The following is a 24,812-nucleotide window of genomic DNA, read 5'->3' as shown; positions in this document are numbered from 1 at the left end:
GGGAACGTCAATCCAAGCCTTACCTTCAGGCGATACGATGGCGGCGCGATGATCGACAAAGCGCCGCCCCAGCCCAGCGCCCCCATGGCCGCATCCGCCAGCGTCACGACGGCGCTGAAGCACGCGCCGCTGGGCATCGCCATCTTCGACAATCAGATGCGCTATCTGGCGGCGTCGAGCCGGTACTTGACCGACCAGGACATGGCGCCTGACCTGCCTTTGATTGGCCGTCTCCACTACGACGTCTTTCCCGAGGTGCCGCAAAAGTGGCGCGACCTGCATGCACGCGTTCTCGCCGAGGGCGTCGAACTGCGCCACGATGGCGATCCCTATGTCGATCGCCACGGACGTAGGGAGTGGATCCGCTGGTCGATGGCGCCATGGCGCACCGACGACGGAGAGATCGGCGGCCTTGTGCTCTACACCGAGGTGGTGACCGCCGGCGTCCTGGCGCGCCGGGCTCTGGAAGCGGCTGAGGCGCGTTATCGGGCCGTCTTTGACCAGACCGCCATGGGCGTGGCGCGCCTGACGCAGGATGGGACCATCCTGGAGGCCAACGACAGTTTCTGCGCCATCTTGCGCCGCGCCCGGGACCAGTTGGTGGGCACACGCATGGCCGCCCTGGTGCATGAGGACGACCTCAGCAAGGCGATCGCCGACGGCCAGGCCTTGTGGTCTGGCCAGATCAACACCTACGCCGCCGACCGCCGGTTTGTCGGCGGGGCGCCGGGCGAAATCCTCTGGCTGAACCTGACCGGTTCGAAGGTCAGCCCGCCCGACGAGCCTCCCTATGCGGTCGTGATCCTCTCAGACATCAGCCACCGCAAGCAGGCCGAAAGCGCACAGCAACACCACCAGGCTCAGCTACGCCTGCTGATCAACGAGCTGAACCACCGCGTGAAGAACACCCTGGCCACAGTGCAGTCGATGGCCGCCCAGACGCTGCGGAACGAGCCGAGCCCGACAGCGGCGTTCGAAAAGTTCGAGGCCCGACTGATGGGCCTTTCAGGCGTGCATGACATCCTCACGCGCGAGAGCTGGCACGGAGCTTCCTTGCGCGAAGTCGCCGAACGGGCCTTGCGCCCCTTCGACGAAGCAGGCGCCCGTGTCGAGATCACGGGTCCGCCCGTACGCCTGCAGCCGGGGGGCGCCCTCACCATGGCTTTGATTTTCCACGAGCTGGCCACCAACGCTCTAAAGTACGGCGCGCTGTCCAACGCCGAGGGGCGAGTGGACCTTGCTTGGCGGTATGATCCAGAGGCGCGTTGGCTTGAGTGCCAGTGGACGGAGGCGGGCGGTCCGCCCGTGACTCCGCCGACTCGCAAGGGTTTCGGCTCGCGGCTGATCGAGCGCAGCCTAAGAGGCGAACTTAAGGGCGAAGCGACCATGGCCTACCCGCCTGAAGGCTTTTCCTGTTCGCTTAGGGCCAAGCTGCCCGAGCCCTCGACCGAACGCGCCTAGAGCCCTCTAGCGCTAGATGGCATCATCCAAAGCGTTTGAAAGGCCTCTAAGCGTTTGATTTTAAAGCCTTGGGACTTCGCTCGAAAGGGTCGAAAGATTGGGAGCTCGTCGGTCAAGAAGACCTGGCCTGAGGTAGGCAAGCCGCACGCACGTCACCGCCCAAGGCGACAACTGATTTACATTTTAGGGGGAAATCAGTCCGTCCTGGTGGCGGGGGGCGGGATCGAACCGCCGACCTGTGGGTTATGAATCCACCGCTCTAACCATCTGAGCTACCCAGCCATAGCCAGGACGGACGGGGGTCATACGCCCAAGCGCGCCTCGCATCAAGTCCGGGATGTCATTCCATCCAGCGCAGCTTCCAGGCGCCGCGTCAGTTCCTCGGGGCTGTATTCGTTCAAAACCCGTTGGCGCGCGGTCGCGCCCAGACGCTGTGCGACGTCGCGCTGGCTGATCAACTCGGCGAGAGCCTCGGCGAGACGGTCCGGATCATCGTCAGGCACTAGGCGGCCGTCAGTCCCGTCCGTCAGGATCTCAAGCGGCCCGTCGATCTCACTGGCCACGACCGGCAGGCCGACCGCCATCGCCTCCAGCAGGGTCAGGGGGAAGCCCTCCTGGTGCGAGGGGAACGCGAAGAGATCGCCGGTCGCCAGAAAGCCGGCCACATCTTCGGTCCAGCCCTTCAGGCTGACGCAGGCCTCGAGGTCGAGTTCGCGGATCAGCGCCTCCAGCGCGCCGCGTTCGTCGCCCTCACCCGCGATCTCGCAAGTCACCTCGTAGTCCCAGGCGCGCAGCTTGCTGATCGCGTGAATGAGGACATCAAATCCCTTCTTGGGGTGAAGCCGTCCGGCGGCGACGATCCTGACCGCCGCTCCGTCCACGGCGAAGGGATGGGCTTGGGCGCGGGGCGGCTTGACCGCATTGGGCACGAACCACACGTGATCCGCAGGGGCTCCCCGTTCGATCGCCAACGCCGCCAGATGCCGGCCGACGCACACATAGTGCGTGCCCGGCACAACGTCGAAAGACGGCTTGTGCAGGCAGACGGCGCGTACGACACCGGCCGGCGCGGCCTTGTCGAAGACACGGGCAGGGCGCTGGCCGTGGCTGAGAATGAGCGCGGGCTGATGCGCCTTCACAAGGTCGCGCGCGGCGCCGATCGTGATCGGATCCCAGTCCGTCAGGGCCGGCATGACGCTCAACGGCGGCCTGCGTTCAGCCTGGGCCGCCGCGACCTTGCCGCCTCTACGGACGACGCCTAAGCATCGATCGCCGCGGCGCGCCGCCCAGGCTTCGAGGATCGGCTGGTAGTCGAGGAAAACCTGCTCAAGACCGCCAAGGCCCTTGCCCAGCATGGCGTGCAGGATGGTGCTCAAGGCGAACTCCGGGGGAGGCGTTGCGGGCCGCGACCATCGTGGCGCGCGGCCCTGGTGTCAACGCGGGAGCTTCGGCTTGCGATCCGCCCCTCTAGCCGCTTCGATCAGGCGAGCCGCTCGGCCACAGTCTCGCCGATCGCCAGCGAGCTCGTCAGGCCGGGGCTCTCAATGCCGAAGAGCGCCATCAGACCTGGAAGTCCGTGATCCTCGACGCCTCGCAACTGGAAGTCCGGCTGGGCTTCATCAGGCCCATGCAGCTTGGGCCTCACGCCCGCATAGTCGGGAACCAGCCGATCCGCCGGCAGGTCCGGCCAGAACTTGCGGATATAGGCGGCGAACGCCTCGGCCTTGCCCGGGTCGATCGAATAGTCGGGCGTCGGCACGTACTCCAAATCCGGACCGAACACCGCCTGTCCGCCCATGTCGTTACGATAGTGCGTGCCCAGCGCCCCGTGGATGGGGGGCGGATAGATCAGACGCTGGAACGGCGCCTTGCCGCTGAGTCGAAAATAGACGCCCTTGCCGAAATGGGCCTTAGGAATGCGTTCGGCGGGATAGCCTTGGATCCAGCCCGCCACCGCTTGCGCCGATAGACCCGGCGCGGTGACCAGCAGCCGACAGGTCAGGTCGGTGGGCTCAGCGCCGCCGGCCCGGATCCGGAAGCCGCCGCCCGGCAGCGGCTCGGCGCCCTCGAGAGGCGTCGACAGCACCACCGCCCCGCCAGCGGCCTCGATCTCCCCCTGCAGGGCCAGCATGTAGTCGTGGCTGGCGAACACGCCGCTTTCGGGGGACAGCAGCGCGGCATGGGCGTTGAGTCCGGGCTCCAACGCCTGGGCCTGGGCGCCGGTCAGCTTCTCCATGCCTTCGACGTCGTTGGCCAGGGCCTGGTCCCAGATAGCGTCCAGCCGCGCGATCTCATCCTCGGACGTGGCCACCACCAGCTTGCCGCACTTCTTGTAGGGCACCTTGTGAGCGTCGCAGAAGGCGTACAGCGCGCGCCGCCCCTCGACGCACAGCTTCGCCTTGAGCGAACCCGTCGGATAGTAGAGCCCGCCGTGGATCACCTCGGAATTGCGGGACGACACGCCCTCGCCGATCCGCCCCTGCTCTTCCAGGACCGCGACCACCAGACCGCGCCGCGACAGGGCGTAGCCGCAGGCCAACCCCACAGCGCCGGCGCCCACCACCACCGCGTCGAAATCAAACTCGCTCATGCCGCCACCTTAGACGAGGCGTTCCGATCCGCCAGCCACGAGGCCCTCTCCTTGATTGACAGCGCTAGCAAACGCGGCATGGTCAGCCCGCACGGCGCTCAGACGTCGAACCGGGGGGATGACAAGATGGATGGCACGCCGGCCGCGCCCGCTCGCAACCTGCTGATCGACACGTTGCGGGCCTTCGCCCTGATCGGCGTCTACATGGTTCACATGTTCGAGCAGTATGAGATTTACTGGGCCGCGCCGAACCAGAACCTGACCCACACGATCTTCACCACCTTCTTCATGGGCAAGGCGTTCAGCCTGCTGACCCTTTGCTTTGGCCTCAGCTTCTTCCTGTTGATGGACAAGGCTGACCGGCGGGGAACCAATTTCTCAGGTCGCTTCGCCTGGCGGATGGTGGTGCTGGCCCTGATCGGCCTGGCCCATAGCCTCGTCTATCGCGGCGACATCCTGATGGTGCTGGCGCCGCTGGGCCTCTTGCTGATCCCGTTCTATCGCGCCCCGACCAAGGTGATCCTGGCGGTCGCGGCGGTGCTGCTCGCCCAGCCGCTGCTGGCCTTCCAGATCATCAGCGCCGCCTCGGGCGCGGCTTGGGCCAACGCTGCGCCGCATCACTGGGGCGACACGGGTCCGGCCTTCTATCGCGACGCCGCTCTCGGCCCGATGCTGACCTGGAACGTCTGGCAGGGCCAGAGCTTCAAGTGGTGGTTCTTCATCGAGACCGGCCGCCTGTTCCAGATCCTGGCCCTGTTCCTGGTGGGTCTAAGCCTGGGTCGCGCCGGTGTGTTCGACGCCCCCGAGCGGTATGTCCGGCAGCGCCGCCGAGCCCTGGTCGCGCTGATCGTGGTCGCTCTTATGGCCCGCTTTGGCCAGGCCCCGCTGGCCGCCCTGCTGCCCGACGCCACCGCCGCGCCCATGGCCCGCAAGCTGCTCGGGAACCTGATGGGCGGCTGGTTCGACGTCTCGGTGATGGGGATCTATGTGCTGCTGATCGTCGAGGCCTATCAGGGCGTGGGGCGCAAGCTCCTGGAGCGCCTGGCCCCCATGGGTCGCATGACCCTGACCTTCTACGTGCTGCAATCACTGATCTGGGTGCCGGTGTTCTACGGCTTTGGCCTGGGCGCCTGGAAATGGCTGCCGCAGGGGACGGCGCTGCTGCTGGGGCTAGGCTTCCTGGTCGTCCAGGGCGTGGTGGCGACCCTGTGGTTCAAGCGCTTCCACTACGGCCCGCTGGAGTGGGTCTGGCGCGCGGCGACCTATGGGACGGTGAAGGTGCCGTTCTTGCGGTGAGAAGCGGAGGTTTGGAGTGACGACTTGGGGTGGATGGCGGGCCAAATCCTCCCCCCAGCGGGGGAGGTGTCGGCGAAGCCGACGGAGGGGGAAGAGGCCGGATCAGCGGCGCTTCCCCCTCCGGCCTTTGGCCTCCTCCCCCGCTGGGGGAGGATTTTCCGAGGGTCAGACTTGGTTCGCGAACCGCCTCTCGCTTCTCCCCATAAACCCAACCTTCCCGGCGAATGCCGGGATCCAGATCGAACCCATCCGCAGTCATTCGATGAACGCCGCGTGATGGCGCGTCATCCCCAACCGCCGCGGATGAATCTGGGCCCCGGCGTTCGCCGGGGAAATCGGTCTATTTGATCGACGTCGCCCCTACCCCCACTGCCCCCACAGCTTTTCCTCGGCCGCCTTGGCGACCTTGACCGAGGCTTCCTTCACGTGGCCGAAGCCCCGGATCTGCTGGGGGACCTCGGCGATCTTCAGCGCCAGAGGCAGGCTCTCCGCTGAAAGCCCAGCGGCCAAACGGTCCAGACCCGTCTCGTAGGCTGTGATCAGGCCGCGCTCCATGCGGCGTTCCTCGGTCTTGCCGAAGATGTCGAGCGCCGTGCCGCGCAGGCCCTTCAGCTTGGCCAGCATCGGGAAGGCCAGATCCAGCATCCAGCCGCCGAAGGCGATCTTCTTGGGCTTGCCGTCGGCGCCCTTGGGGGCAAGCAGCGGCGGGGCCAGCCAGACCTTAGCCTTGCCGCCCTTGAAGGTCCCGGACAGCTCGGCCGCAAAGCGACCGTCCGTATACAGACGAGCAACCTCGTACTCGTCCTTGTAGGCCATCAGCTTGTAGAGGTTCACCGCCGCCGCGCGGGTCAGCGGCAAGCCGCCGTCCTCGCCGGATACGGCGACTTCGGCGCTGCGGACCTTGGCCACCTTGTCCGCATAGCGCTGGGCGTAGGCGGCGTTCTGATAGGCCGTCAGTTGCTCCACGCGGTGGGCGATCAGCGCGTCCAGCGGCATGGTCTCGGGCGTCGGGGTCGTGTCTTCCTTGACCGTCAGGGTGGATGGGTCATGGGCCACGCGACGGCCAAGTTCAAAGGCCTGCAGGTTGGCCTCGGCGTCGACGCCGTTCAGCTTGATGGCCCGATAGACCGCGCGGCTGGACAGCGGGATCACGCCGCGCTGCCAGGCGAAGCCGACCATGATCATGTTGGCGTAGATGGCGTCGCCGAACTCGGTCTCGGCCAGGCGCTGGGCCGGGCACGCGTCGAAGGTCTTGGTCGCGCCCTTCACGCGGCGCGCCATGGCCCCGCTGTCGAAGCGCACGTCGCGGCTGGTGACGAAGTCGGCCGTGGGAGCAAAGTCGCTGTTGCCGAAGGCCCGGGTGCGGTCCTTGGCGTAGAGCGACAGGCCCTCGGGGCTGGCGGCGACCAGCAGGTCGCAGGCGATCAGCACATCGGTGCTGGCGGCCGGCACGCGGCCACCGACGATGGTCTCCTCGGTCTCGCCGATCTTGACGTGGCTGAACACCGAGCCGCCCTTCTGGGCCAGACCCGTCATATCGACCACGCTGCCGGCGCGGCCGTCGATATGGGCGGCCATGGCCATGATCGAAGCCACCGTGGTGACGCCCGTCCCGCCCACGCCCGTGAACAGGATCTTGCGCACGCCGGTCAGCGACTCGAACTCGGGCAGCGGCGTCGACTCGGCGGTCAGGGCCGCCGGCGTCTTCTTGGACTGGGCGCTCTCGGCGCCTTCCAGGGTGATGAACGACGGGCAGAAGCCCTCGACGCAGGAATAGTCCTGGTTACAGGACGACTGGTTGATCTTGCGCTTGCGGCCAAACTCGGTGGCCAGGGGCTCGACCGACACGCAGTTGGACTTCACCGAACAATCGCCGCAGCCTTCGCAAACCAGCGGGTTGATAAAGACGCGCTGGGTGGCCTTGGGCATCGAGCCGCGCTTGCGGCGGCGGCGCTTTTCGGTGGCGCAGGTCTGATCGTAGAGCAGCACCGTCGTCCCGGGCGTCTCGCGCAGCATTTCCTGCACGCGCATCAGGTCCGAACGGGGGAAGATCTCGACGCCCGGCGCCAGGTCGTTGACGCCCTCGTAGCGCTTCAGGTCATCGACGACGATGACAGTCTTCTTCACGCCCTCGGCCGCCAGCTGGCGGGTGATCTGGGCGGGGGTGAAGCCGCTTTCGGCGCGCTGGCCGCCGGTCATGGCGACCGCGTCGTTATAGAGCAGCTTGTAGGTGATGTTGGTCCCGGCCGCGACGGCGCCGCGAATGGCCAAGGAACCGGAGTGATTGTAGGTGCCGTCGCCAAGGTTCTGGAAGACGTGCTTCTCCGAAGTGAACGGCGCAGCGCCCACCCAGGTCAGGCCCTCGCCGCCCATATGGGTGTTGAGGTCGGTCATCGGGTCGTTGAACCCGGCCATGTAGTGACAGCCGATCCCGGCCAGGGCGCGCGAGCCCTCGGGCAGCTTGGTCGAGGTGTTGTGCGGGCAACCCGAGCAGAAGAACGGCTTGCGGGCCTGATCGGCCGCAAGGCTGACGGCGGCGACGCCGGCGGCGCTGACGCGGTTCAGATAGGCCTGCGCCCGCTCCATGTGCGGCCCCTGGGGCAGGCGGTCATAGATGGCCAGCGCGATTTCGGCGACCGACAGCGAGCCCAGCTCCGACAGCAGCGGGCCGCCCTTCTCATCAGTCTTGCCGATCACGCGCGGGCGCGCCTGGGCGGGCAGATCATAGAGCGCAGCGCGCGCTTGCGGCTCGATCAGGGCCCGCTTGTGCTCGATGACCATCAGGGTCTCGAGACCGGCGGCGAAGGCGCGCAGGCCCAGCGGTTCCAGCGGCCAGGGCATGCCGACCTTGTAGATCGAGACGCCGAGGTCAGCGGCCTCCTGCAGGGTCATGCCCATGGCCGTGAAGGCCTCCAGAACGTCCTTGTAGGCCTGGCCCTGGCAGACGATGCCCAGGCGCGCCTTGCCGACCTTCACATGCGAGGCGCCCAGCACCACGCGGTCGATATTGTTGGCGCGAGCGAACGCCAGGGCCGCCGGGATCTTGTGGAGCCGCATGCGCCGCTCCTTCTCCATCGGCTGGTCCTTCTGGCGGATGCCAAGACCGCCGGGCGGGAACGCGAACTCGGGAACCACGATCTGGTGGCGATCCAGCGAGACGTCGATGGTCACGCCCGAGTCCATGGTGTCGGCCAGGGCGATCATGCCCGTCCACAGGCCTGAGAACCGCGACATCGAGATGCCGAGCAGGCCGTAGTCGAGCACCTCCTGAACGTCGGCCGGCGACAGCACCGGCATCTCGAAGTCCTGGAAGGCGAATTCTGATTGCGACGGGAGAGTCGAGCTCTTGCAGGCGTGGTCGTCGCCGGCCACCGCCAGGACGCCGCCGGTCGGGAAGGTCCCGGCGAAGTTGGCGTGCTTGAAGACGTCGCCGGTGCGGTCGACGCCCGGCGCCTTGCCGTACCACATGCCGAACACGCCATCGTAAAGCGCGCCGGGGAACAGATTGGCCTGCTGGCTGCCCCAGACGGCGGTGGCGGCGAGGTCCTCGTTCAGGCCTTCCTGGAAGACGACATCATGCGCGGTGAGAAGCTTCTTGATGCGCGCGGCCTGCTGGTCGAGCCCGCCCAGCGGCGACCCGCGATAGCCCGACAGATAGCCGCCCGTATTCAACCCCGCCTTGCAGTCGAGGCGCTTGCGATCCAGCAAAACGCGGAGCAGGGCCTGCACGCCGGTGATGAAGGCGCGACCATCTTCGAGCACATATTTGTCGTCGAGAGTGACTTCCGAGTGCCGCATGGCAAAAATTTTCCTCCCGGGTCTTCTCGCCCGCTACGCAATATCTTATAGAAGCGCGGAAAATGTTTGCCCAAGGCGTGCCCGACTCGTGGCCGCTTTGCGCAAAATCAAAGCGCCAACGCCCTCTGGGGGGAGGAATTTCTTGTCCGAACAACTCGACGCCGTGGATGCCAAGATTCTGGATCTCATCCAACACGACGCCGGACTGTCCGTCGCGGAGATCGCCGAGCGTGTGGGTCTGTCGTCCAGCCCCTGCTGGCGCCGGATCAAGCGCCTGGAAGACGCGGGCGTCATCCAGCGCCGCGTCACCATCCTGGACCGCGAGAAGCTGGGCCTGGGCTTCGAGGTGTACTGCACCGTGAAGCTGTCGCTGCCGACCAAGGAAAACCTCGACACCTTCGAACAGGCGGTCGGCAAGTGGGCCGAGGTCGTCCAGTGCGCCACCGTCACCGGCGCGGCCGACTACGAGATGCGCATCGTCACCCGCGACATGCGCGCCTTCGACGAATTCCTGCGCGACAAGCTGCTGTCGCTGGGCCTGGTGAGCAACATCGAAAGCCGCATCGTCATCCGCGGCGTCAAGAACTCGACGGCGGTGCCGCTGGGCCTGATCAGCCCGTATGTCAGCCCGCTGAGCTGAGGCTCGCAAAATCCTCTCCCCGATGGGAGAGGTGTCGGCGGAGCCGACGGAGAGGGAAGAAACCGGCTCAGTAGCACTTCCCCCTCCGGCCTTCGGCCACCTCCCCCACAAGGGGGAGGATTTATTCAAGCGCCCCACGCGACTCCTCGCTAAGCTCCGGGCACTATTCGCCGGAGCACGCCATGATCGATCTCGTCTTCGACGCCCGCCGCAAGGACCTCGGCAACTTCGAGGTCGGCCGCGTGCTCCCGTTCCACGCCCATCGCATGGTCGGGCCGTTCACCTTCCTCGATCACATGGGCCCGGCCAGCTTCCAGCCCGGCTTCGCCAAGAGCGCTGACGTGCGCCCGCATCCGCATATCGGCCTCTCGACCCTGACCTACCTCTTCGAGGGCGAGATCACTCACCGCGACAGCGTCGGCTCGCTGGCCGTCATCAAGCCGCACGAGGTCAACTGGATGACCGCCGGTTCGGGCATCACCCACTCCGAGCGCTTCGAGGGCCTGCGCGAGCACGGGGGGCGCATGGACGGCATGCAGGCCTGGGTCGCGCTGCCCCATGAGCATGAGGAGATCGCCCCGAGCTTCACCCACCATGAAGGTCCGGCGGAGTTGCCTTACTATGAGAGCGGCGGGCTAAAGGCGCGCCTGATTGCAGGAGAGGCGTTCGGCGCCAAGTCGAACGTCCCGGTCTACTCACCGCTCTTCTACGTGCACTGGGAGCTGGAGCCGGGAACGGTCGCGGCCCTGCCGGCCGAATATTCCGAGCGCGCCGCCTATATCGCCGCTGGGCGGGTCGAGGTGGGCGACCGCGAGCTGGCGGCGACGCAGATGGCGATCTTCGCACCGGGCGACACCATCGTCTTCACGGCCCTTGAGCGCTCCACGGTGATGCTTCTGGGCGGCGAGCCCGTAGGACCGCGCTTTATCGAGTGGAACTTCGTCTCGTCGTCGAAGGATCGCATCGAGCAGGCCAAGGCCGACTGGAAGGCCGGGCGCATGAAGCTGCCGGATCTGGATCACGACGAGTTCATCCCCCTGCCGGAAGGACCGCCGCCGCCGGCCAATCCGATGTCGTAGGAGCAAGCCCGGTCGATCGCGCGGCGACCGCCCAAAGGAAAACGGCCCCGGAGGTTTCCCTCCGAGGCCGCTTCGGCAGGTCCAAAAGGAACCCGGTTCCAGCGAAACGCTGGAGCCAGATTACTTGATTTGGATCTTGGCGCCGGCTTCCGTGAGCTTCTTCGAGATCTCTTCGGCTTGTTGCTTCGAGACGTTCTCGACGACGTTCTGCGGAGCGCCTTCGACCAGGTCCTTGGCTTCCTTCAGGCCGAGGTCCGGACGGACGCCGCGGACTTCCTTGATCACGTTGATCTTCTTGTCGCCGCCGTCGACGAGGACGACGGTGAATTCGGTTTGCTCTTCGGCGGCTTCAGCCGGAGCAGCAGCGGCGCCACCAACGGCGGCCACGGCGACCGGAGCGGCGGCCGAGACGCCCCACTTCTCTTCGAGCATCTTCGAGAGTTCAGCGGCTTCCAGCACCGACAGGGTGGACAGTTCTTCGACCAGCTTTTCGAGCTTCGACATGTGTCAGTTCCTTAGAGAGATTGGGATAGATTGCGGGGATGACCGTTACGCGGCGTCTTTGGTCGCGTAGGCGTTGAAAACGCGAGCCAGCTGGCCAGCCGGGGCCTGCAGGACGCCAGCGATCTTGGTCGCCGGAGCCTGGATGAGGCCGATGAGCTTGCCACGCAGTTCGTCCAGCGACGGCAGCGTCGCCAGAGCGCGCACGCCGGCTTCGTCCAGCACGTTCGACTGGTCCAGGATGCCACCGACGAGCTTGAGCTTGTCGTTTTCCTTGGCGAACTGGACCGCGATCTTGGCGGCCGAAACGGCGTCCGGGCCGTAGGCGATGGCGACCGGACCGGTGAAGAGCTTGTCGCCCTTGTCACCGAGCTTGCCGTCCAGAGCCTTGAGGGCCAGGGTGTTCTTCACAACCTTGATCGCGGCGCCTTCCTTGCGGAGGCGAAGACGAAGGTCGGTCATTTCCGCAACGGTCAGACCCATGTAGTGGGTCACGACGACAGCGCCGGCATCGGCGAAGACGCTTTTCAGCGACTCGATCGATTCCTGCTTTTGAGCGCGGTCCATTGCGGTCTCCTACTCAATAACAGCGGCCGGACCATTCCGGCAGCCAGATGCGAAGCCCAAGCGGGATCGCTCCCGCGTGCGAGTCGCATGTGCCTGTTTCAAGGAAAGTCGGCCGCGTTCCGGTCTCGGACCGGCCCATCACGAGGAAGGGGTGGCCACGAGCAGGAAGACTTGGCGTCTCTATCCCTGTCTCCCGACGGCGAGGAAGGGCTCTTCCTCGGTTACGGCGTTGGTGACCCCACGCCCCGTTGTTCTTAAACAGGTTCGCCAACGGACCGGAGTCCATCGGAGAAGGCGCGCCGTATAGACGAAGATGCGGCGGATTTCAACAGGGCTTGACGCCAACGGGCCGCTAGAAGCCCGCCCCAATCCTGCCGAGCTGCGCCGCCATCTGCTTCAGGCGCTGATCAAGCTCGGCCATGGTGCGATTCAAAGCGCCCTCGTCATCGCGCCAGACCTGGACGATCCGCGCCCAAATCGCGGTCATGGCGGCCAAACGTGGCATGGTGGCTTCGACGCCGGCGGCCTCGAGGATCGCGCGGGCGATGCGGGGAAAGCGTGCGGCGGCGATCAGCACGCCTTCGCTCTTGGCGATCGCGATCAGCGCCGCCCGGTGCGGCTCCATCGCCTCGATGCGCGCCATGGCCGCGTCGAACAGGCGGTCGTGCGCGGCGGAGCCTTCGGGATAGTCGACGCCGAGCGCGGCCTGATCGAAGCGGGTCGAGAGGTGGTTCAGAACCGCCGCCTTGCTCTCGGCCAGCGCATACAGCGCAGGAAAGGGCACATCGGCCTTGGCGGCGATGTCACGCAGCGTAACCTGAGGCCACGGCTTGTCGGCGGCGAGCGCCAGGGCGGCGGCGGCGGCGCGGTCGAGAGTGTCGGCGGTCATGGGCTAGACATGGCCCCGCGCGGCGACAGGAACAAGACGATCCTCCCCCGTTCGGACGCAAGATCGTCTCGCTAGCCGCCCAGTTCCTTCGAGCGCGCCACGGCCGCGTCCAGCGCCTTGGGCAGAAGGTCCCCAAAGCCGCCCTCGCCCATCAGCACCGACAGCGCCGCCGCCGTCGTGCCGCCGGGCGACGTCACCTGCTTGCGCAATTCGGCCGGCTCCTCGCCGCTCTGCTCCATCAGGGCGGCCGCGCCGATGATGGTGGCGCGCGCCAGGCGGGCGCTCTCGGCGGGATCAAGACCCTGGGCTGCGCCGGCCGCCTCCAGCGTCTCGATGAAGGCGTAAAGATAGGCCGGGGCCGAGCCCGAAACGGCGGTGGCCGCGTGCATCAGGTCCTCGGTCGGCAAGATCGCCACCGCCGCCACCGGCGCGAACAAGGCTTGAGCCCGGGCCAGGGCCTCGGCGTCGTCGGCGTAGAGGCTGGCCGCGCCGCGTCCGATGGCGACGGCCGTCGTCGGCATGACCCGCGCCACCCGCCGGCCGCCGAAGGCCTGCGAGATGTCGGCGGCGCGGACGCCGGCGGCGATCGACACGATCACTGCGTCCGGCACCAGATGCGGAACCACGTCCTGGACGGCCTCGCGCCAGATCTGCGGCTTGACCGCCAAAAGCACGGTCTTGGCGGCGGACAGCGCTGCGAGCGGCGGGTTGACGACCGCGCCCGCGAAAGCGGCGGCGTCGAAATGAGGGTCCCGGATGATGAGGTTGGCGGCGTCAAACGCGCCAGCCGCCCGCCAGCCCTGGATCAGGGCGCCGCCCATGCGGCCTGCGCCGAGGAGGAGGATGGGGGTCATGCGCGCTCACCTGATGTGTCATCCCGGACGCGCTCGCGCGATCCGGAACCCAGGGCCACACGCAGTGAGGTCGCTCCTGGGTCCCGGCTCTCCGCGCAATGCGCTACGGCCGGGATGACAACCCAGGAAGCGGAAGTCCAGTGCTTAAGCCTGGCCGACGGTCTCGAACATGCAGGCAGCCATCGCCTGGTCAGGAGTCTTGGCGCCTTGCAACAGGAACTCGAAGGCCGGGAAGAAGCGGTCAGCCGCCTCCACCGCCGCGTCGATCATCGAGGCGGCCTGGGCCATGGTGGGTCGCTCGCCCGACGGCAAAGCCAAGGCGTGGCGGAAGACGACCTCGCCATCCTCGGTCCAGACCTCGAAATGGCCCAGCCAGACACGCTGGTTGATCAGGGCCAGCAGTTCATAGGCGTTGGCGCGCTTGGACTTGGGCGCGCGCAGGTCCAGCGACAGGCACAGCTGCAGGCAGTCGGCCTCGGGCCGCCAGGCGAACCACAGCTCATAATCCTTCCAGTCGCCCTTGAGGGCGAAGGCCAGGTCGCCGTCTTCGGTGCGATCAAAGGTGAGGTTCTCGGCCGACAGCACGTGCTCGACCACCTCTAGGGGGTCGAGAGCCATCAGGACGTCGTCGTCTTCCGGTTGGGTGTCCATGAAAAACCTACGTCCCCGCCGGCGACGGCGGGGGTTAGCCCCGCGCTGAATCGCTCACGTACGGGGACACTAATCTGCTTCGCGGCGTTCGTCTCAACTCGCTTCACGCCGGAAGCGAGCGGCGAGTCGGCTATTCGCCTGAACTTGCGGTTTTCTTGGCGGGCGCCTTCTTGGTCGCCCTCAGGGCCGCCACTTCCTCGCGCAGCGCCGCCACCTCGGCCTTCAGGGCCTCGAAGTCGTCGCGGCGGATCAGGTCGAACTCCGCCGCCAAACGGTCCGCCTGGGCCCGCATCGCGGTCTTGGCCTCCTCGCCGGCCGTCTGGGCGATGCCCATGGCCGCCTGGGTCAGCTTGGCGAATTCGTCGAGGAAGGGGTTCTGGCTGTGCATCGGTAATCCATGCCCGCGAATGGGCCTTCGCGCTCTTATATGGGAAACGGTGGATGAAAGCGAAGCCCGAACGCTATACGTCTGCGTCGATCTGTCCCGCACGGAGCCCGAGCGCGTGATCTTTCCGAACATCGACCCCGTGGTCCACATCGGCCCCTGGGCCCTGCAATTCGGCCCGCTGGCCCTGCGCTGGTACGCCTTGGCCTATGTGGCGGGGATCCTGCTGGGCTGGCGCTACGCGCTGCGGCTGACGCGGACGGCCAGCGTCTGGGGCGGCCGCGCCCCGACGGCCACCGGACTGCAGATCGATGATCTGGTGCTCTGGATCACGCTCGGCATCATCGCCGGCGGGCGCCTCGGGTACATCCTCTTCTACATGCTGATGAACGACGATCAGCGCGCCTGGCTCGCCGCCCACCCGATGGACGTCTTCAAGATCTGGGAAGGCGGCATGTCATTCCACGGCGGCTTCCTGGGCGTCTGCGCCGCCATCATCCTGTTCGCGCGCCAGCAGAAGATCGACATGCTGCGGCTGGGCGATCTGATCGCACCCGTGGCGCCGATCGGCATCTTCTTCGGCCGCATCGCCAACTTCATCAATGGCGAGCTGTGGGGCCGGGTCACCGACGGACCGTTCGGGATCATCTTCTGCAACGAGACGATCCAGGCCAATCACCCGCAGCGCATCTGCCCTGCGGGACCGCTGCCCCGCCATCCCAGCCAGCTCTACGAAGCCGCGCTGGAAGGTCTTCTGCTGTTCCTGATCATGGCGTTCGCCATCTACAAACTGAAGTGGCTCCGTCGGCGTGGCGCACTCGTGGCGACGTTCCTGCTGGGCTATGGTCTGGCGCGCCTGTCGCTGGAGAACGTGCGCAATCCCGACATCGGCATGCCCGAGTTCCCGCTGGGCCTGACCATGGGGATGATGCTGTCGATCCCGATGATCCTGGCCGGCGGCTGGCTGCTGTGGAAGGCGCTGAAGGAACCGATCCAGGACGAGGCCCAGGCGCGTGAGCCTGCTTGATCGCCTGAAAGCCCAGATCGCCCAGGACGGGCCGATCGGGGTTCCCGAGTTCTTCACCCGCTGCCTGCACGACCCTCGCGACGGCTACTACGCCACCCGGCCCGATCTTGGCGCCGGAGGCGACTTCATCACCGCGCCGCTGGTCAGCCAGATGTTCGGTGAGCTGATCGGCCTCTGGATGATCGAGACCTGGACGCGCATGGGCCGTCCGTCGCCGTTCCGTCTGGTCGAGATGGGGCCAGGCGACGGAACGCTGATGAGCGACCTGTTGCGGACCGGGCGCCTCGCGCCCGACTTTCTAGCCGCCGCCGATGTCTGGTTGGTCGAGGTCTCCGAACCTCTTAAAGCCAAACAGGCCGCGCGGCTGGGCGAGGGGCCGCACTGGGCCTCACGCCTGGACGAGATCCCGGGCGACGCGCCGATGATCCTGGTCGCCAACGAACTTCTGGATTGCCTGCCGGCGCGCCAGTTCGTCCGCACCCAGACGGGGTGGGCAGAGCGGGTGATCGGGCTAGGCGCGAATGATGCGCTGGCGTTCGGGTTGCGCAGCCTGGGAAAATCCCCCTTCCCCCTCAATGGGGGAGGGGTGGGGGTGACCGCAGCGTTCGATGACGCGCGCCGCCGTCAAGCGGTCGCCGCCGAGAACACCCCCATCCCCAGCCTTTCCCCCATCGAGAGGGAAGGGAGCATCTGGGAATCCTCCCCCGCCCAGGCGGCGCTGGCCTCGGACATCGCCCATCGACTCATCACGGACGGCGGGGCGGCCTTGCTGATCGACTACGGCCGCGCACAGGTCGAGCCGGGCGATACCCTGCAGGCGGTCCAGAACCATCGGAGGGTCGATCCGCTGGCGACAGCGGGCCTCGCCGATCTGACCGTCTGGGCCGACTTCCCGTCGGTGCTGGCGGCGGCCCGCGAAGCCGGCGCGAAGACAGGACCGATCCTCACCCAGAGCGCATTTCTGGTCGCTCTGGGAATCGCTCAGCGCGCCGAGGCCCTGGCCGCGCGCCAGCCAGACCGCGCCGACCAGATCGCAAGACAGCTTGATCGCCTGGTCGGAGAGGCGCAGATGGGCGACCTGTTCAAGGTCGCGTGCCTTAGCGCGCCCGACCTTTCGCCCCCCCTCTTCGAGGACGCGACATGAAGACGCCCGCCCTGCCCACCGTCCAGTCGCCGTTGCTGTCCAGCCTGCCGGGCGTCAAGCACGCGTTCTTCACCCGCCAGGGCGGGGTGTCGAAGGGCATCTACGACAGCCTGAACGTCGGACGCGGCAGCAAGGACGAGCCCGCCGATGTCGAGGAGAACCGGGCTCGGATCGCGCGCTGGTTCGGCGGCGGCCCCGAAGATCTCAACGTCTGCTACCAGATCCACTCGACCATCGCGATCATCGCCGACGGCTCGTGGGGCGAGGCGCGGCCCGAGGGCGATGCGGTGGTGTCCAAGACCCCCGGCGTGATCTGCGGCGCCATGGCGGCCGATTGCGCGCCGGTGCTGCTGGTCGATCCCGAGGCGCGGATCGTCGCCGCCGCGCACGCCGGTTGGCGCGGCGCGCTGGACGGCGTCGTGCAGTCCGCCGTGGACCGCATGGTCGAGCTGGGCGCCAATCCGGCCAACATGACCGGCGTGGTCGGTCCGTGCATCGGCCCGAAGTCCTACGAGGTCGGGCTGGACTTCCTGCACCGTTTCGAAGCCGACTGCCCAGGCTCTGGCCGGTTCTTCAAGCCGGGCGCCAGCGAAGACAAGCGCTTCTTCGACCTGCCAGCCTTCGTGCTGGACCGCCTGGCGACCGCCGGCGTCGAGCGTCGCGAATGGGTAGGCCGTGACACCCGCGCCGAGGAGGAATGGTTCTTCTCCAACCGCCGCGCCTTCCTCAACAACGAGGGCGACTACGGCCGTCTGCTCTCGGCGATCATGCTGGAGGCATGAAGCCTGCGGACCCCTTGAGCATTGCTCCGGGTACGGAAACGAAAAAGTCTCGCCGTTAACACTTGTGTCCGGGGCTTCGCCTGCTAGAAGGCCCGCCAACGGCGACCCCCACACCCGAGATCATCATGAAGCTGCTGTCTGGCAACTCCAACCGCCCGCTGTCCCAGGCGATCGCGGAATATCTCGACATGCCGCTGACTCGCGCCCAGGTGCGCCGGTTCGCCGACCTCGAGGTGTTCGTCACCATCGATGAGAACGTGCGGGGCGAGGACGTCTTCGTCATCCAGTCGACCAGCTATCCGGCCAACGACAACCTGATGGAGCTGTTGATCTGCATCGACGCGCTGAAGCGCGCGTCGGGCAAGCGGATCACGGCCGTGCTGCCCTACTTCGGCTACGCTCGACAGGACCGTAAGACCGGCGGCCGCACGCCGATCTCGGCCAAGCTGGTCGCCAACCTGATCACCCGCTCGGGCGCTGACCGGGTCCTGACGATGGATCTCCACGCCGGCCAGATCCAGGGCTTCTTCGACATCCCGACCGACAACCTCTTGCCCTCGCGCCTGATGGCCGAGGACATCCGTCGGCACTATCCGATGGGCGATGACCTGATGGTCGTGTCGCCCGACGTCGGCGGCGTGGTGCGCGCCCGCGCCCTGGCCAAGCGCCTGGACGACGCCGACCTCGCCATCGTCGACAAGCGCCGCTCGGGCCCGGGGCAATCTGAAGTCATGAACATCATCGGCGACGTCAAGGATCGCCGCTGCATCCTGTTCGACGACATCGCCGACTCGGCCGGCACCCTGTGCAACGCCGCGCAAGCCTTGATGGCCCACGGCGCCAAGTCGGTCAGCGCCTACATCACCCACGGCGTGCTATCGGGCGCGGCGGCGGACCGCGTCGCCAATTCGGTGCTGACCGAGCTGGTGGTCACCGACTCGATCGAGGCGTCGGACCAGGCCAAGGCCTGCCCCAAGATTCGTTACGTCTCGTGCGCTCCGCTGATCGGCGAAGCGATCCGCCGTATCGCCAACGAAGAGTCGGTGTCGAAGCTGTTCGACTAAGGCGCTTCGGCTTGGCGCGTCCTGGTTAATCGCGCTGCGGCATATCGCTCGCCGAGCGCGCCAGGGGCGTCAGATTAAGGTTATTTTTCCCGTGAAGCGGCGCGTTCCGTGAGGAATTCGCCTCTCGCACGGTCACGCTTGTAAAAGCTTGGTTAACGGGGCGACAGTCACAATGTCGCCTGCCCGGGCTGCTATGTGCGCCACTAAAGTCTTATGGGGAAATTCGGATAATGCGTTCCTTTTCGCGTACGCGGGTCGTGCTGACGACGACCGCCGTGGCGCTGGCCGCTATGGTCGCGGCCTGTAGCTCTCCGCCTCCCCCGCCCCCGCCGCCCGTCGTCCAGGCCCCTCCGCCGCCGCCGCCCATTACCCTGTCGGCCAGCGTGGTCGAGCGCGCCAGCGCCTTCCGGGGCTATATGGCGCGCGCGAGCCAGGTGTCGCCCACCTTCCAGAACGGCGAGCAGATCCAGGCCTCGCTGAAGGTCGGCGCGGCCTACGAGCCCAAGACCTTCATGAACGGCGCGGTCGCCTACGCCGCCGTCCTGGCTCTGCAGGACCCCACCTTCGTCGCCTCGGTGCGCGAGGTCGCGGCCAACCCGGCCCAGCGCCAGGAGATGGTCAACAATCTCTTCTCCAACCCGTCCTACGCCACCGTGTTCAAGGGCAGCGACAGCGCTGCGGGCCTGATCATCGACACCATCGGCGGCGACGGCCTGAAGCTGTTCATGGCCGGCAAGGCCGTCAAGCAAGCCGCCTATGACGTCCAGAAATCCACCTGGTCCAAGAGCGCCGTGGTGGATCGCGACGGCCGCCTGGCGTCCGCCAAGTCGCTTTCGACCAGCCCGGCTCTCGCGGAAAGCGCCGACGTCGCCATGTTGCAGCAGGCCTCGACCGGCGGACAGTCGCTGGGCCTGACCCCGCGCGCCGCTGAGGCCCCCTACTCGCCCGTCGTGATCCGAGGCCTGGCCGTCGCCGCCCTCGCGGCGCTGGGCGCAGCCGGCGACGAGAACCTCACTTCGATCGACGCGCTGAGCGCCGATCCGGCCACCAACAGCTGCCTGAACATGGCTAAGCTGAACCTCTATCAGTGCCTGGCCGTGTCCAAGCCGCACTACGAGGACATCTTCTGCTTGGGTCAGCACATCCTGATCGACACCGGCGCCTGCGTGATCAAGGCCGCTGGCGCCACCGTGCCGCCGGAGCCGCCCAAGGTCCTGCCAGTCAAGGAATCGATCGCGACCAAGGGCGCCGGCTCCAACTCCCGCAAGGCCAAGACCGCCGCCAAGAAGCCGGTCAAGAAGGGCTGATCTTCCAGTCATTCCATCACGGAGGGCCGGGCGTTGCGTCGCCCGGCCCTTTTGTGTATGTAGCGCGACCCTAAAACGACCGGGCGAGCGTGGCGATCCAGCCATAGGCGCTCTGGTCCCAGAAGAGAGCATCCGGCTCTCTAGAAAGAACGCCACCATGGCCGAGATCATCCTGAACGTTGAAATCCGCGACGGCGCCGGCACCGGCAATGCGCGCGCCACCCGCCGCGCCGGCAAGGTCCCGGGCGTCCTGTACGGCGGCGGCAAGGCTCCGGTGAACATCGCCGTGAAGACCAACGAATTCCGCAAGTCGCTGTACACCGGCAAGCTGCTGGGCCATCTCGTCACCCTGCAGTACGGCGAAGAAAAGCAATCGGTCATCGCCAAGGCCGTGCAATTCCACCCCGTCACCGACGAGCCGGTCCACTTCGACCTGTACCGCGTCGACGAGCACCAGCTGATCAAGATTGAAGTGCCGGTCCACTTCAAGAACCAAGAAACCTCGCCGGGCCTGAAGAAGGGCGGCACGCTGGAAGTGATCCGTCACACCGTCGAGCTGGCCTGCCCGGCCGACAAGATCCCGGAAGAGCTGGTCATCGACTTGGCTCACCACGACCTGGGCGACGTCATCCGCATCTCGGAAGTGAAGCTTCCGGAAGGCGTGAAGCCGGCCATGGACCGCGACTTCGTGATCGCCAACCTGAAGGCCTCGGCCTCGGCCCAGTCGGACGCCGGCGACACCACGACCGCCTAAGTCTCTCGGTCTTCGGATCGAAACGCATTACAGACGGGCGGGCCTTCGGGTCCGCCCGTTTTCGTTTGAACTCCCGAGATCTTCGCGATGCTGATCCTCGCCGGCCTGGGCAATCCCGAACCCAAGTACGAGAAGAACCGCCACAATGTCGGCTTCATGGCCGTCGACGCCCTGGCCCGGAAGTGGGGCACGGCGCCCTGGCGCGCGCGCTTTCAGGGGTTGGCCTGCGAAGGGCAGGTCTCGACGCCCGATGGGCCGGTCAAGCTGCTGCTGCTCAAGCCCAAGACCTACTACAACGAAAGCGGCCGCGCCGTGGGCGAGGCGATGAAGTTCTTCAAGCTGACGCCAGCCGACGTGATCGTCTTCCACGACGAAATCGACATGGCCCCGGGCCGTTTCCGGATGAAGTCAGGCGGCGGGGCGGCGGGCAATAACGGCATCCGCTCGGTGACCAGCCAGGTCGGCGACGCCTTCCGCCGGGGCCGTATCGGCGTGGGCCATCCGGGCCACAAGGACGCGGTGATGCACTACGTGCTGGGTGACTTCCACAAGGTCGAGCACCAGTGGCTGGACCCGATGCTGGACGCCATCGCCGACGCCCTGCCCTTCGCCGCCGTTGGCGACGACGAGCGCTACCAGGCCGAGGTCATGCGCCTGGCCCCTGCGCCCAAGGCCGACCCGCGCAAGCCCGCCTAGAGCCTTCCAGGGCCATCACGGCGTCACCATCTAAACCAGGGCGGGTTTCAGACCGCCGGACCGACGCCACCCAGCCCGAAAGGGAAAAGACCTGTATGTTCTCGCTTCCTTTGCCGCTGCTGGGCCTGTCGCTGCTGTTTTCGATCGCGCTGTGCGTCCACGTCGTTCGGACCCATCGCGAGATGTATTGGCTCTGGATCATCCTGCTGTTCCAGCCCGTCGGCGGCGTCGTCTACCTGGTCGCCGTGATCCTGCCCGAGCTGCTGGGCGGCCGCGCCGCGCAGAAGGTGGGCGCCGCCGCGCGCCAGGCGCTGGATCCGCAACGCGAGTATCGCGAGGCCGCCAAGGCCGTGGACGACGCGCCAACCGTCGCCAACCGCGTTCGCCTGGCCGTGGCGGCGACCGAACTCGGCAAGCACGCCGAGGCCGAGCGCCTCTACGCTGAAAGCCTCACAGGCCTCTACGCCGACGACCCGCAGCTCCTGCTGGGTCGCGCCAACGCCCTGATCGAACTGGACCGCCCAGCCGAGGCTCTGCCGCTTCTCGAAAAGCTGGGTGAAACCCCGACCGCCGGCCGCACACCGCACACGATGCTCGCCTTGGGGCGCGTCTATCAGGCGCTGGGCCGCGACGAACAGGCCGAGACGGCGCTGAGCTGGGCCGCCGACCACTATCCCGGTTTCGAGGGGGCGGCGCGCTACACGGCCTTCCTCGCTCGCCGGGGACGTACGGACGAGGCCCGCGCCCAATTGGCCGAGATGGACAAGCGCCTGTCCAAGACCCACGCCCACTTCCGCAGGGAAGCCAAGACCTGGCGCGACTTTGCGGCCCAGGCGATAGGCGTCTAAGGAGCGTCCGCCGACCGCCCCTTTGCTTTCTCAGGATCTCAGCCGTTGCAGCCCGTATTCACGCCCAGCGCCGTTTTCAAAGATAACCTCCAGCAATTGCCCGCTATTGACGCCGTGCGGCGCATAGATCTGACAGATGCGTCAGGCGCAACCGTCGCGAGCATCGAGAACCAGCCGGGCAAGCAAGGCTCACTGGCGGTCTACCAGTATTTGAAGGCGATCTTCGGCACGCTTGACGCGCCTGCGGCGGAGTACGGCCTGCGCCTCTTCGGCGAACATACGGCCGACGCTCGCGCGAGACCCGGCGCCCACCCGAACATCGACCGCCTACTGGCGATCGTCGATGGCGGCGCGCCACTGGGGATCGAGATCATCGCCGCTGACGTCTGAACGGCTCTCGGCTCTCAGAACCGCCCGCGCTGGAAATCATCGAACGCCTGGACCAGCCCCTCGCGCGTGTCCATCACGAACGGTCCGTGCCAGAACACCGGCTCGCCGATCGGACGACCGGCCAGCAGCAGGACGCGGGCGTCGGTGACGGCCTCGACCCGCACCGTGTCGCCACGTCCCAGGAACACGCCCGACAGCGACTCGACGGTGTCGTGGGCGACACGGACCTTGCCTTCGTAGACGGCGAGCATGGCGTTACGGTCGTCGCCGACCAGCTCCTCAAAGACGGTCCCCGCTGGCAGCACGACATCGAAATAGAGCGCGTCCACCGCGCCGCCGCCGATCGGCCCCGCCGCGCCCGCTTCGGTCGCGCCGGAGATCACCTTGACTGCTACGCCACCATCGCGGGCCTCGACCGGGATGCTGTCGGCCTCGAACTCCTGGTAGCCCGGCGCGCTCATCTTCAGCTTGGCTGGCAGGTTCACCCAGAGCTGGAAGCCGCGCATGCGGCCCGCATCCTGTTCGGGCATCTCCGAGTGGACGATGCCCTTGCCGGCTCGCATCCACTGGATGCCGCCCGGCCCGATCACGCCCTCGCGGCCGGTGTTATCCTTGTGACGCATGCGGCCTTCCAGCATGTAGGTCACGGTCTCGAAGCCGCGATGCGGATGGTCGGGGAAGCCGCCCATGTAGTCCGACGCCTGGTCGTTGTCGAAGCAGTCCAGCATCAGGAACGGGTCGAACATCTGGGCTTCCGGCGTGCCCAGCATCCGGGTCAGACGCACGCCCGCGCCATCAGACGTGGGCTGGCCTTTGACGATCTTCAGGACCGGACGGACGGACATGGGGGACTCCTTCTTCGGCGATTGATATCAGATCGTGTTGCGGTTCGCGCAAGGGGCGCGGTCGCCTTTCGCGGCCATCCGTGCTAAGCGCGCGCCCAACGAAATTCACGAGAGTTCCATGGCCCTGAAAGTCGCCATCGTCGGCCTGCCCAATGTCGGCAAGTCCACCCTGTTCAACGCCCTGACCCAGACGGCGTCGGCCCAGGCCGCCAACTATCCGTTCTGCACGATTGAGCCCAACACCGGCGACGTGGCCGTGCCAGAGCCGCGTCTGAACGCCCTGGCCAAGATCGCCGGCTCCAAGGAAATCATCCCCGCCCGGATCAACTTCGTCGACGTCGCCGGCCTGGTGCGCGGCGCCTCCAAGGGCGAGGGCCTGGGCAACCAGTTCCTGGCCAACATCCGCGACTGCGACGCCGTGGCCTTCGTCGCCCGCTGCTTCGAAGACAGCGACATCACCCACGTCGAGGGTCGTATCGACCCGATCAGCGATCTTGAGATCATCGAGATGGAGCTGATGCTGGCCGACCTGGAAAGCCTGGAAAAGCGCCTGCCCAACGTCGAGAAGCGCGCCAAGAGCGGCGGCGACAAGGACATGATCCAGACCCTGCGTCTGATCAATCTGGCGCTGGAGCAACTGCGCGCCGGCCGCCCGGCCCGCGCGGCGCAGATCGACAAGGAGGACGCCAAGGCCTGGGCCATGCTGCAGCTGCTGACCTCTCTGCCGGCCCTCTATGTCTGCAACGTCGAGGAAGCCAGCGCCGACAAGGGCAACAAGTTCTCGGACCTCGTCGCCGAACGCGCCGCCCGCGACAACGCCAAGAGCGTGGTCATCTCGGCCCAGATCGAGAGCGAGATCGCCCTGCTGGACGAGGAAGAACGCGCCGAGTTCCTCGAGACCCTGGGCTTGGCCGAGCCGGGCCTCAACCGCCTGATCCGCGAGGCCTACAGCCTGCTGGGCCTGCAGACCTACTTCACGGTCGGCCCCAAGGAAGCCCGCGCCTGGACGATCCCCGTGGGCGCCACCGGCCCGCAGGCCGCCGGCGTGATCCACACCGACTTCGAGAAGGGCTTCATCCGCGCCGAGACCATCGCCTTTGACGACTACGTCAAGCTGGGCGGCGAGAACGGCGCCAAGGAAGCCGGCAAGATGCGATCGGAAGGCAAGGAATACGTCGTCAAGGACGGCGACGTGATGCACTTCCGCTTCAACGTCTAAGCAACCAGACTACCAACGGCCGGAG

24 protein-coding genes, 1 tRNA gene and 1 pseudogene are annotated in these 24,812 nt (G+C 66.8%); 14 read left to right on the top strand and 12 right to left on the bottom strand.

The genetic code is table 11. The features are described from left to right. Nucleotides 1-48 precede the first annotated feature (48 nt). On the top strand, nucleotides 49-1,461 hold the full coding sequence (locus ACT53N_RS12120) for a sensor histidine kinase (RefSeq protein WP_476064117.1): 1,413 nt from the start codon (nucleotides 49-51) through the stop codon (nucleotides 1,459-1,461). Between the two features lie 205 nt (nucleotides 1,462-1,666). Here ACT53N_RS12120 and ACT53N_RS12115 read toward each other — a convergent pair. The 3 genes from ACT53N_RS12115 to ACT53N_RS12105 all read right to left on the bottom strand — a co-directional run bounded on the left by ACT53N_RS12115 (nucleotide 1,667) and on the right by ACT53N_RS12105 (nucleotide 4,051). Beyond that, nucleotides 1,667-1,743, bottom strand: a tRNA-Met gene (locus ACT53N_RS12115). A 44-nt stretch (nucleotides 1,744-1,787) separates the two neighbouring features. Next, nucleotides 1,788-2,837, bottom strand: a complete 1,050-nt coding sequence (locus ACT53N_RS12110; protein WP_476064116.1) for a glycosyltransferase — start codon at nucleotides 2,835-2,837, stop codon at nucleotides 1,788-1,790. A gap of 104 nt (nucleotides 2,838-2,941) precedes the next feature. Next, a complete protein-coding gene (locus ACT53N_RS12105) occupies nucleotides 2,942-4,051 on the bottom strand; it encodes an NAD(P)/FAD-dependent oxidoreductase (RefSeq protein ID WP_476064115.1) in 1,110 nt (369 codons plus the stop codon). 51 nt (nucleotides 4,052-4,102) lie between these two features. Here ACT53N_RS12105 and ACT53N_RS12100 point away from each other — a divergent pair, with 51 nt between their 5' ends. Then, nucleotides 4,103-5,347 (top strand): DUF418 domain-containing protein, encoded by a 1,245-nt coding sequence (locus ACT53N_RS12100; protein ID WP_476064114.1) that lies wholly within the window; start codon nucleotides 4,103-4,105, stop codon nucleotides 5,345-5,347. 42 nt (nucleotides 5,348-5,389) lie between these two features. Here the strand turns inward: ACT53N_RS12100 and ACT53N_RS12095 are convergent. Further along, nucleotides 5,390-5,502 (bottom strand): annotated as a pseudogene (locus ACT53N_RS12095) (NlpC/P60 family protein); the annotation flags it as partial. 205 nt (nucleotides 5,503-5,707) lie between these two features. Then, nucleotides 5,708-9,145: an indolepyruvate ferredoxin oxidoreductase family protein gene (locus ACT53N_RS12090; protein WP_476064113.1), complete on the bottom strand. Its 3,438-nt coding sequence runs from the start codon at nucleotides 9,143-9,145 to the stop codon at nucleotides 5,708-5,710. A 142-nt stretch (nucleotides 9,146-9,287) separates the two neighbouring features. Between ACT53N_RS12090 and ACT53N_RS12085 the strand changes: the two genes are divergently transcribed. Both ACT53N_RS12085 and ACT53N_RS12080 read left to right on the top strand, forming a co-directional pair. Further along, on the top strand, nucleotides 9,288-9,785 hold the full coding sequence (locus ACT53N_RS12085) for an Lrp/AsnC family transcriptional regulator (RefSeq protein ID WP_062096149.1): 498 nt from the start codon (nucleotides 9,288-9,290) through the stop codon (nucleotides 9,783-9,785). A 182-nt stretch (nucleotides 9,786-9,967) separates the two neighbouring features. After that, nucleotides 9,968-10,864 carry a pirin family protein gene (locus ACT53N_RS12080; RefSeq protein ID WP_476064112.1) on the top strand — a complete coding sequence of 299 codons (897 nt, stop codon included), beginning with the start codon at nucleotides 9,968-9,970 and terminating at the stop codon, nucleotides 10,862-10,864. A 120-nt stretch (nucleotides 10,865-10,984) separates the two neighbouring features. Here ACT53N_RS12080 and rplL read toward each other — a convergent pair whose 3' ends face one another. The 6 genes from rplL to ACT53N_RS12050 all read right to left on the bottom strand — a co-directional run bounded on the left by rplL (nucleotide 10,985) and on the right by ACT53N_RS12050 (nucleotide 14,714). Further along, nucleotides 10,985-11,368, bottom strand: a complete 384-nt coding sequence (gene rplL / locus ACT53N_RS12075) for a 50S ribosomal protein L7/L12 (RefSeq protein ID WP_310215570.1) — start codon at nucleotides 11,366-11,368, stop codon at nucleotides 10,985-10,987. A 45-nt stretch (nucleotides 11,369-11,413) separates the two neighbouring features. Further along, complete coding sequence (gene rplJ / locus ACT53N_RS12070; protein ID WP_476064111.1) at nucleotides 11,414-11,932, bottom strand: 50S ribosomal protein L10; 519 nt, start codon at nucleotides 11,930-11,932, stop codon at nucleotides 11,414-11,416. Between the two features lie 352 nt (nucleotides 11,933-12,284). Then, nucleotides 12,285-12,821 carry a TetR family transcriptional regulator gene (locus tag ACT53N_RS12065; protein ID WP_476064110.1) on the bottom strand — a complete coding sequence of 179 codons (537 nt, stop codon included), beginning with the start codon at nucleotides 12,819-12,821 and terminating at the stop codon, nucleotides 12,285-12,287. Nucleotides 12,822-12,892: 71 nt separating this feature from the next. Further along, nucleotides 12,893-13,675 carry a pyrroline-5-carboxylate reductase gene (proC, locus tag ACT53N_RS12060; RefSeq protein WP_476064109.1) on the bottom strand — a complete coding sequence of 261 codons (783 nt, stop codon included), beginning with the start codon at nucleotides 13,673-13,675 and terminating at the stop codon, nucleotides 12,893-12,895. A 144-nt stretch (nucleotides 13,676-13,819) separates the two neighbouring features. Then, nucleotides 13,820-14,326 carry a type III secretion system chaperone family protein gene (locus ACT53N_RS12055; RefSeq protein WP_010918381.1) on the bottom strand — a complete coding sequence of 169 codons (507 nt, stop codon included), beginning with the start codon at nucleotides 14,324-14,326 and terminating at the stop codon, nucleotides 13,820-13,822. A 130-nt stretch (nucleotides 14,327-14,456) separates the two neighbouring features. Continuing rightward, on the bottom strand, nucleotides 14,457-14,714 hold the full coding sequence (locus ACT53N_RS12050) for an accessory factor UbiK family protein (RefSeq protein WP_476064108.1): 258 nt from the start codon (nucleotides 14,712-14,714) through the stop codon (nucleotides 14,457-14,459). 115 nt (nucleotides 14,715-14,829) lie between these two features. Between ACT53N_RS12050 and lgt the strand changes: the two genes are divergently transcribed. From lgt to ACT53N_RS12005, 9 genes are all read left to right on the top strand, one after another. Further along, nucleotides 14,830-15,738 (top strand): prolipoprotein diacylglyceryl transferase, encoded by a 909-nt coding sequence (gene lgt, locus ACT53N_RS12045; protein WP_476064107.1) that lies wholly within the window; start codon nucleotides 14,830-14,832, stop codon nucleotides 15,736-15,738. Continuing rightward, a complete protein-coding gene (locus ACT53N_RS12040; protein WP_476064106.1) occupies nucleotides 15,725-16,882 on the top strand; it encodes a class I SAM-dependent methyltransferase in 1,158 nt (385 codons plus the stop codon). Before lgt ends, ACT53N_RS12040 begins: the two co-directional genes overlap by 14 nt. Next, nucleotides 16,879-17,664, top strand: a complete 786-nt coding sequence (pgeF, locus tag ACT53N_RS12035) for a peptidoglycan editing factor PgeF (RefSeq protein WP_476064105.1) — start codon at nucleotides 16,879-16,881, stop codon at nucleotides 17,662-17,664. The genes ACT53N_RS12040 and pgeF overlap by 4 nt, the downstream gene beginning before the upstream one ends. Nucleotides 17,665-17,789: 125 nt before the next feature. Next, a complete protein-coding gene (locus tag ACT53N_RS12030) occupies nucleotides 17,790-18,728 on the top strand; it encodes a ribose-phosphate pyrophosphokinase (protein WP_310215590.1) in 939 nt (312 codons plus the stop codon). A gap of 230 nt (nucleotides 18,729-18,958) precedes the next feature. Continuing rightward, nucleotides 18,959-20,035 carry a hypothetical protein gene (locus ACT53N_RS12025; protein ID WP_476064104.1) on the top strand — a complete coding sequence of 359 codons (1,077 nt, stop codon included), beginning with the start codon at nucleotides 18,959-18,961 and terminating at the stop codon, nucleotides 20,033-20,035. A 157-nt stretch (nucleotides 20,036-20,192) separates the two neighbouring features. After that, a complete protein-coding gene (locus ACT53N_RS12020) occupies nucleotides 20,193-20,789 on the top strand; it encodes a 50S ribosomal protein L25/general stress protein Ctc (protein WP_476064103.1) in 597 nt (198 codons plus the stop codon). An 87-nt stretch (nucleotides 20,790-20,876) separates the two neighbouring features. Then, nucleotides 20,877-21,485, top strand: a complete 609-nt coding sequence (gene pth, locus ACT53N_RS12015) for an aminoacyl-tRNA hydrolase (RefSeq protein ID WP_476064102.1) — start codon at nucleotides 20,877-20,879, stop codon at nucleotides 21,483-21,485. Between the two features lie 95 nt (nucleotides 21,486-21,580). Beyond that, a complete protein-coding gene (locus ACT53N_RS12010; protein WP_476064101.1) occupies nucleotides 21,581-22,333 on the top strand; it encodes a tetratricopeptide repeat protein in 753 nt (250 codons plus the stop codon). 45 nt (nucleotides 22,334-22,378) lie between these two features. Continuing rightward, nucleotides 22,379-22,723 carry a DUF2322 family protein gene (locus ACT53N_RS12005; protein ID WP_476064100.1) on the top strand — a complete coding sequence of 115 codons (345 nt, stop codon included), beginning with the start codon at nucleotides 22,379-22,381 and terminating at the stop codon, nucleotides 22,721-22,723. Nucleotides 22,724-22,737: 14 nt separating this feature from the next. On the opposite strand, the gene ACT53N_RS12000 is transcribed toward ACT53N_RS12005, so the two are convergent. Beyond that, a complete protein-coding gene (locus tag ACT53N_RS12000) occupies nucleotides 22,738-23,568 on the bottom strand; it encodes a pirin family protein (protein WP_476064099.1) in 831 nt (276 codons plus the stop codon). A 118-nt stretch (nucleotides 23,569-23,686) separates the two neighbouring features. Here ACT53N_RS12000 and ychF point away from each other — a divergent pair, with 118 nt between their 5' ends. Beyond that, entirely contained in the window at nucleotides 23,687-24,787 is a 1,101-nt protein-coding gene (gene ychF, locus ACT53N_RS11995) for a redox-regulated ATPase YchF (RefSeq protein WP_062096357.1), read from the top strand. The last annotated feature ends 25 nt before the right edge of the window (nucleotides 24,788-24,812 follow it).

Source organism: Caulobacter sp. DMC95 (assembly GCF_056313785.1).
Note: the sequence above shows the minus strand (reverse complement) of the source record. Positions and strands in the feature narration are given on the sequence as shown.

Coding starts and splice junctions, on each gene's coding strand:
- ACT53N_RS12120 (WP_476064117.1), top strand. CDS start 49: ATGATCGACAAAGCGCCGCCCCAGCCCAGCGCCCCCATGGCCGCATCC.
- ACT53N_RS12105 (WP_476064115.1), bottom strand. CDS start 4,051: ATGAGCGAGTTTGATTTCGACGCGGTGGTGGTGGGCGCCGGCGCTGTG.
- ACT53N_RS12090 (WP_476064113.1), bottom strand. CDS start 9,145: ATGCGGCACTCGGAAGTCACTCTCGACGACAAATATGTGCTCGAAGAT.
- ACT53N_RS12080 (WP_476064112.1), top strand. CDS start 9,968: ATGATCGATCTCGTCTTCGACGCCCGCCGCAAGGACCTCGGCAACTTC.
- rplL (WP_310215570.1), bottom strand. CDS start 11,368: ATGTCGAAGCTCGAAAAGCTGGTCGAAGAACTGTCCACCCTGTCGGTG.
- rplJ (WP_476064111.1), bottom strand. CDS start 11,932: ATGGACCGCGCTCAAAAGCAGGAATCGATCGAGTCGCTGAAAAGCGTC.
- ACT53N_RS12065 (WP_476064110.1), bottom strand. CDS start 12,821: ATGACCGCCGACACTCTCGACCGCGCCGCCGCCGCCGCCCTGGCGCTC.
- proC (WP_476064109.1), bottom strand. CDS start 13,675: ATGACCCCCATCCTCCTCCTCGGCGCAGGCCGCATGGGCGGCGCCCTG.
- ACT53N_RS12055 (WP_010918381.1), bottom strand. CDS start 14,326: ATGGACACCCAACCGGAAGACGACGACGTCCTGATGGCTCTCGACCCC.
- ACT53N_RS12050 (WP_476064108.1), bottom strand. CDS start 14,714: ATGCACAGCCAGAACCCCTTCCTCGACGAATTCGCCAAGCTGACCCAG.
- pgeF (WP_476064105.1), top strand. CDS start 16,879: ATGAAGACGCCCGCCCTGCCCACCGTCCAGTCGCCGTTGCTGTCCAGC.
- ACT53N_RS12030 (WP_310215590.1), top strand. CDS start 17,790: ATGAAGCTGCTGTCTGGCAACTCCAACCGCCCGCTGTCCCAGGCGATC.
- ACT53N_RS12025 (WP_476064104.1), top strand. CDS start 18,959: ATGCGTTCCTTTTCGCGTACGCGGGTCGTGCTGACGACGACCGCCGTG.
- ACT53N_RS12020 (WP_476064103.1), top strand. CDS start 20,193: ATGGCCGAGATCATCCTGAACGTTGAAATCCGCGACGGCGCCGGCACC.
- pth (WP_476064102.1), top strand. CDS start 20,877: ATGCTGATCCTCGCCGGCCTGGGCAATCCCGAACCCAAGTACGAGAAG.
- ACT53N_RS12010 (WP_476064101.1), top strand. CDS start 21,581: ATGTTCTCGCTTCCTTTGCCGCTGCTGGGCCTGTCGCTGCTGTTTTCG.
- ACT53N_RS12000 (WP_476064099.1), bottom strand. CDS start 23,568: ATGTCCGTCCGTCCGGTCCTGAAGATCGTCAAAGGCCAGCCCACGTCT.
- ychF (WP_062096357.1), top strand. CDS start 23,687: ATGGCCCTGAAAGTCGCCATCGTCGGCCTGCCCAATGTCGGCAAGTCC.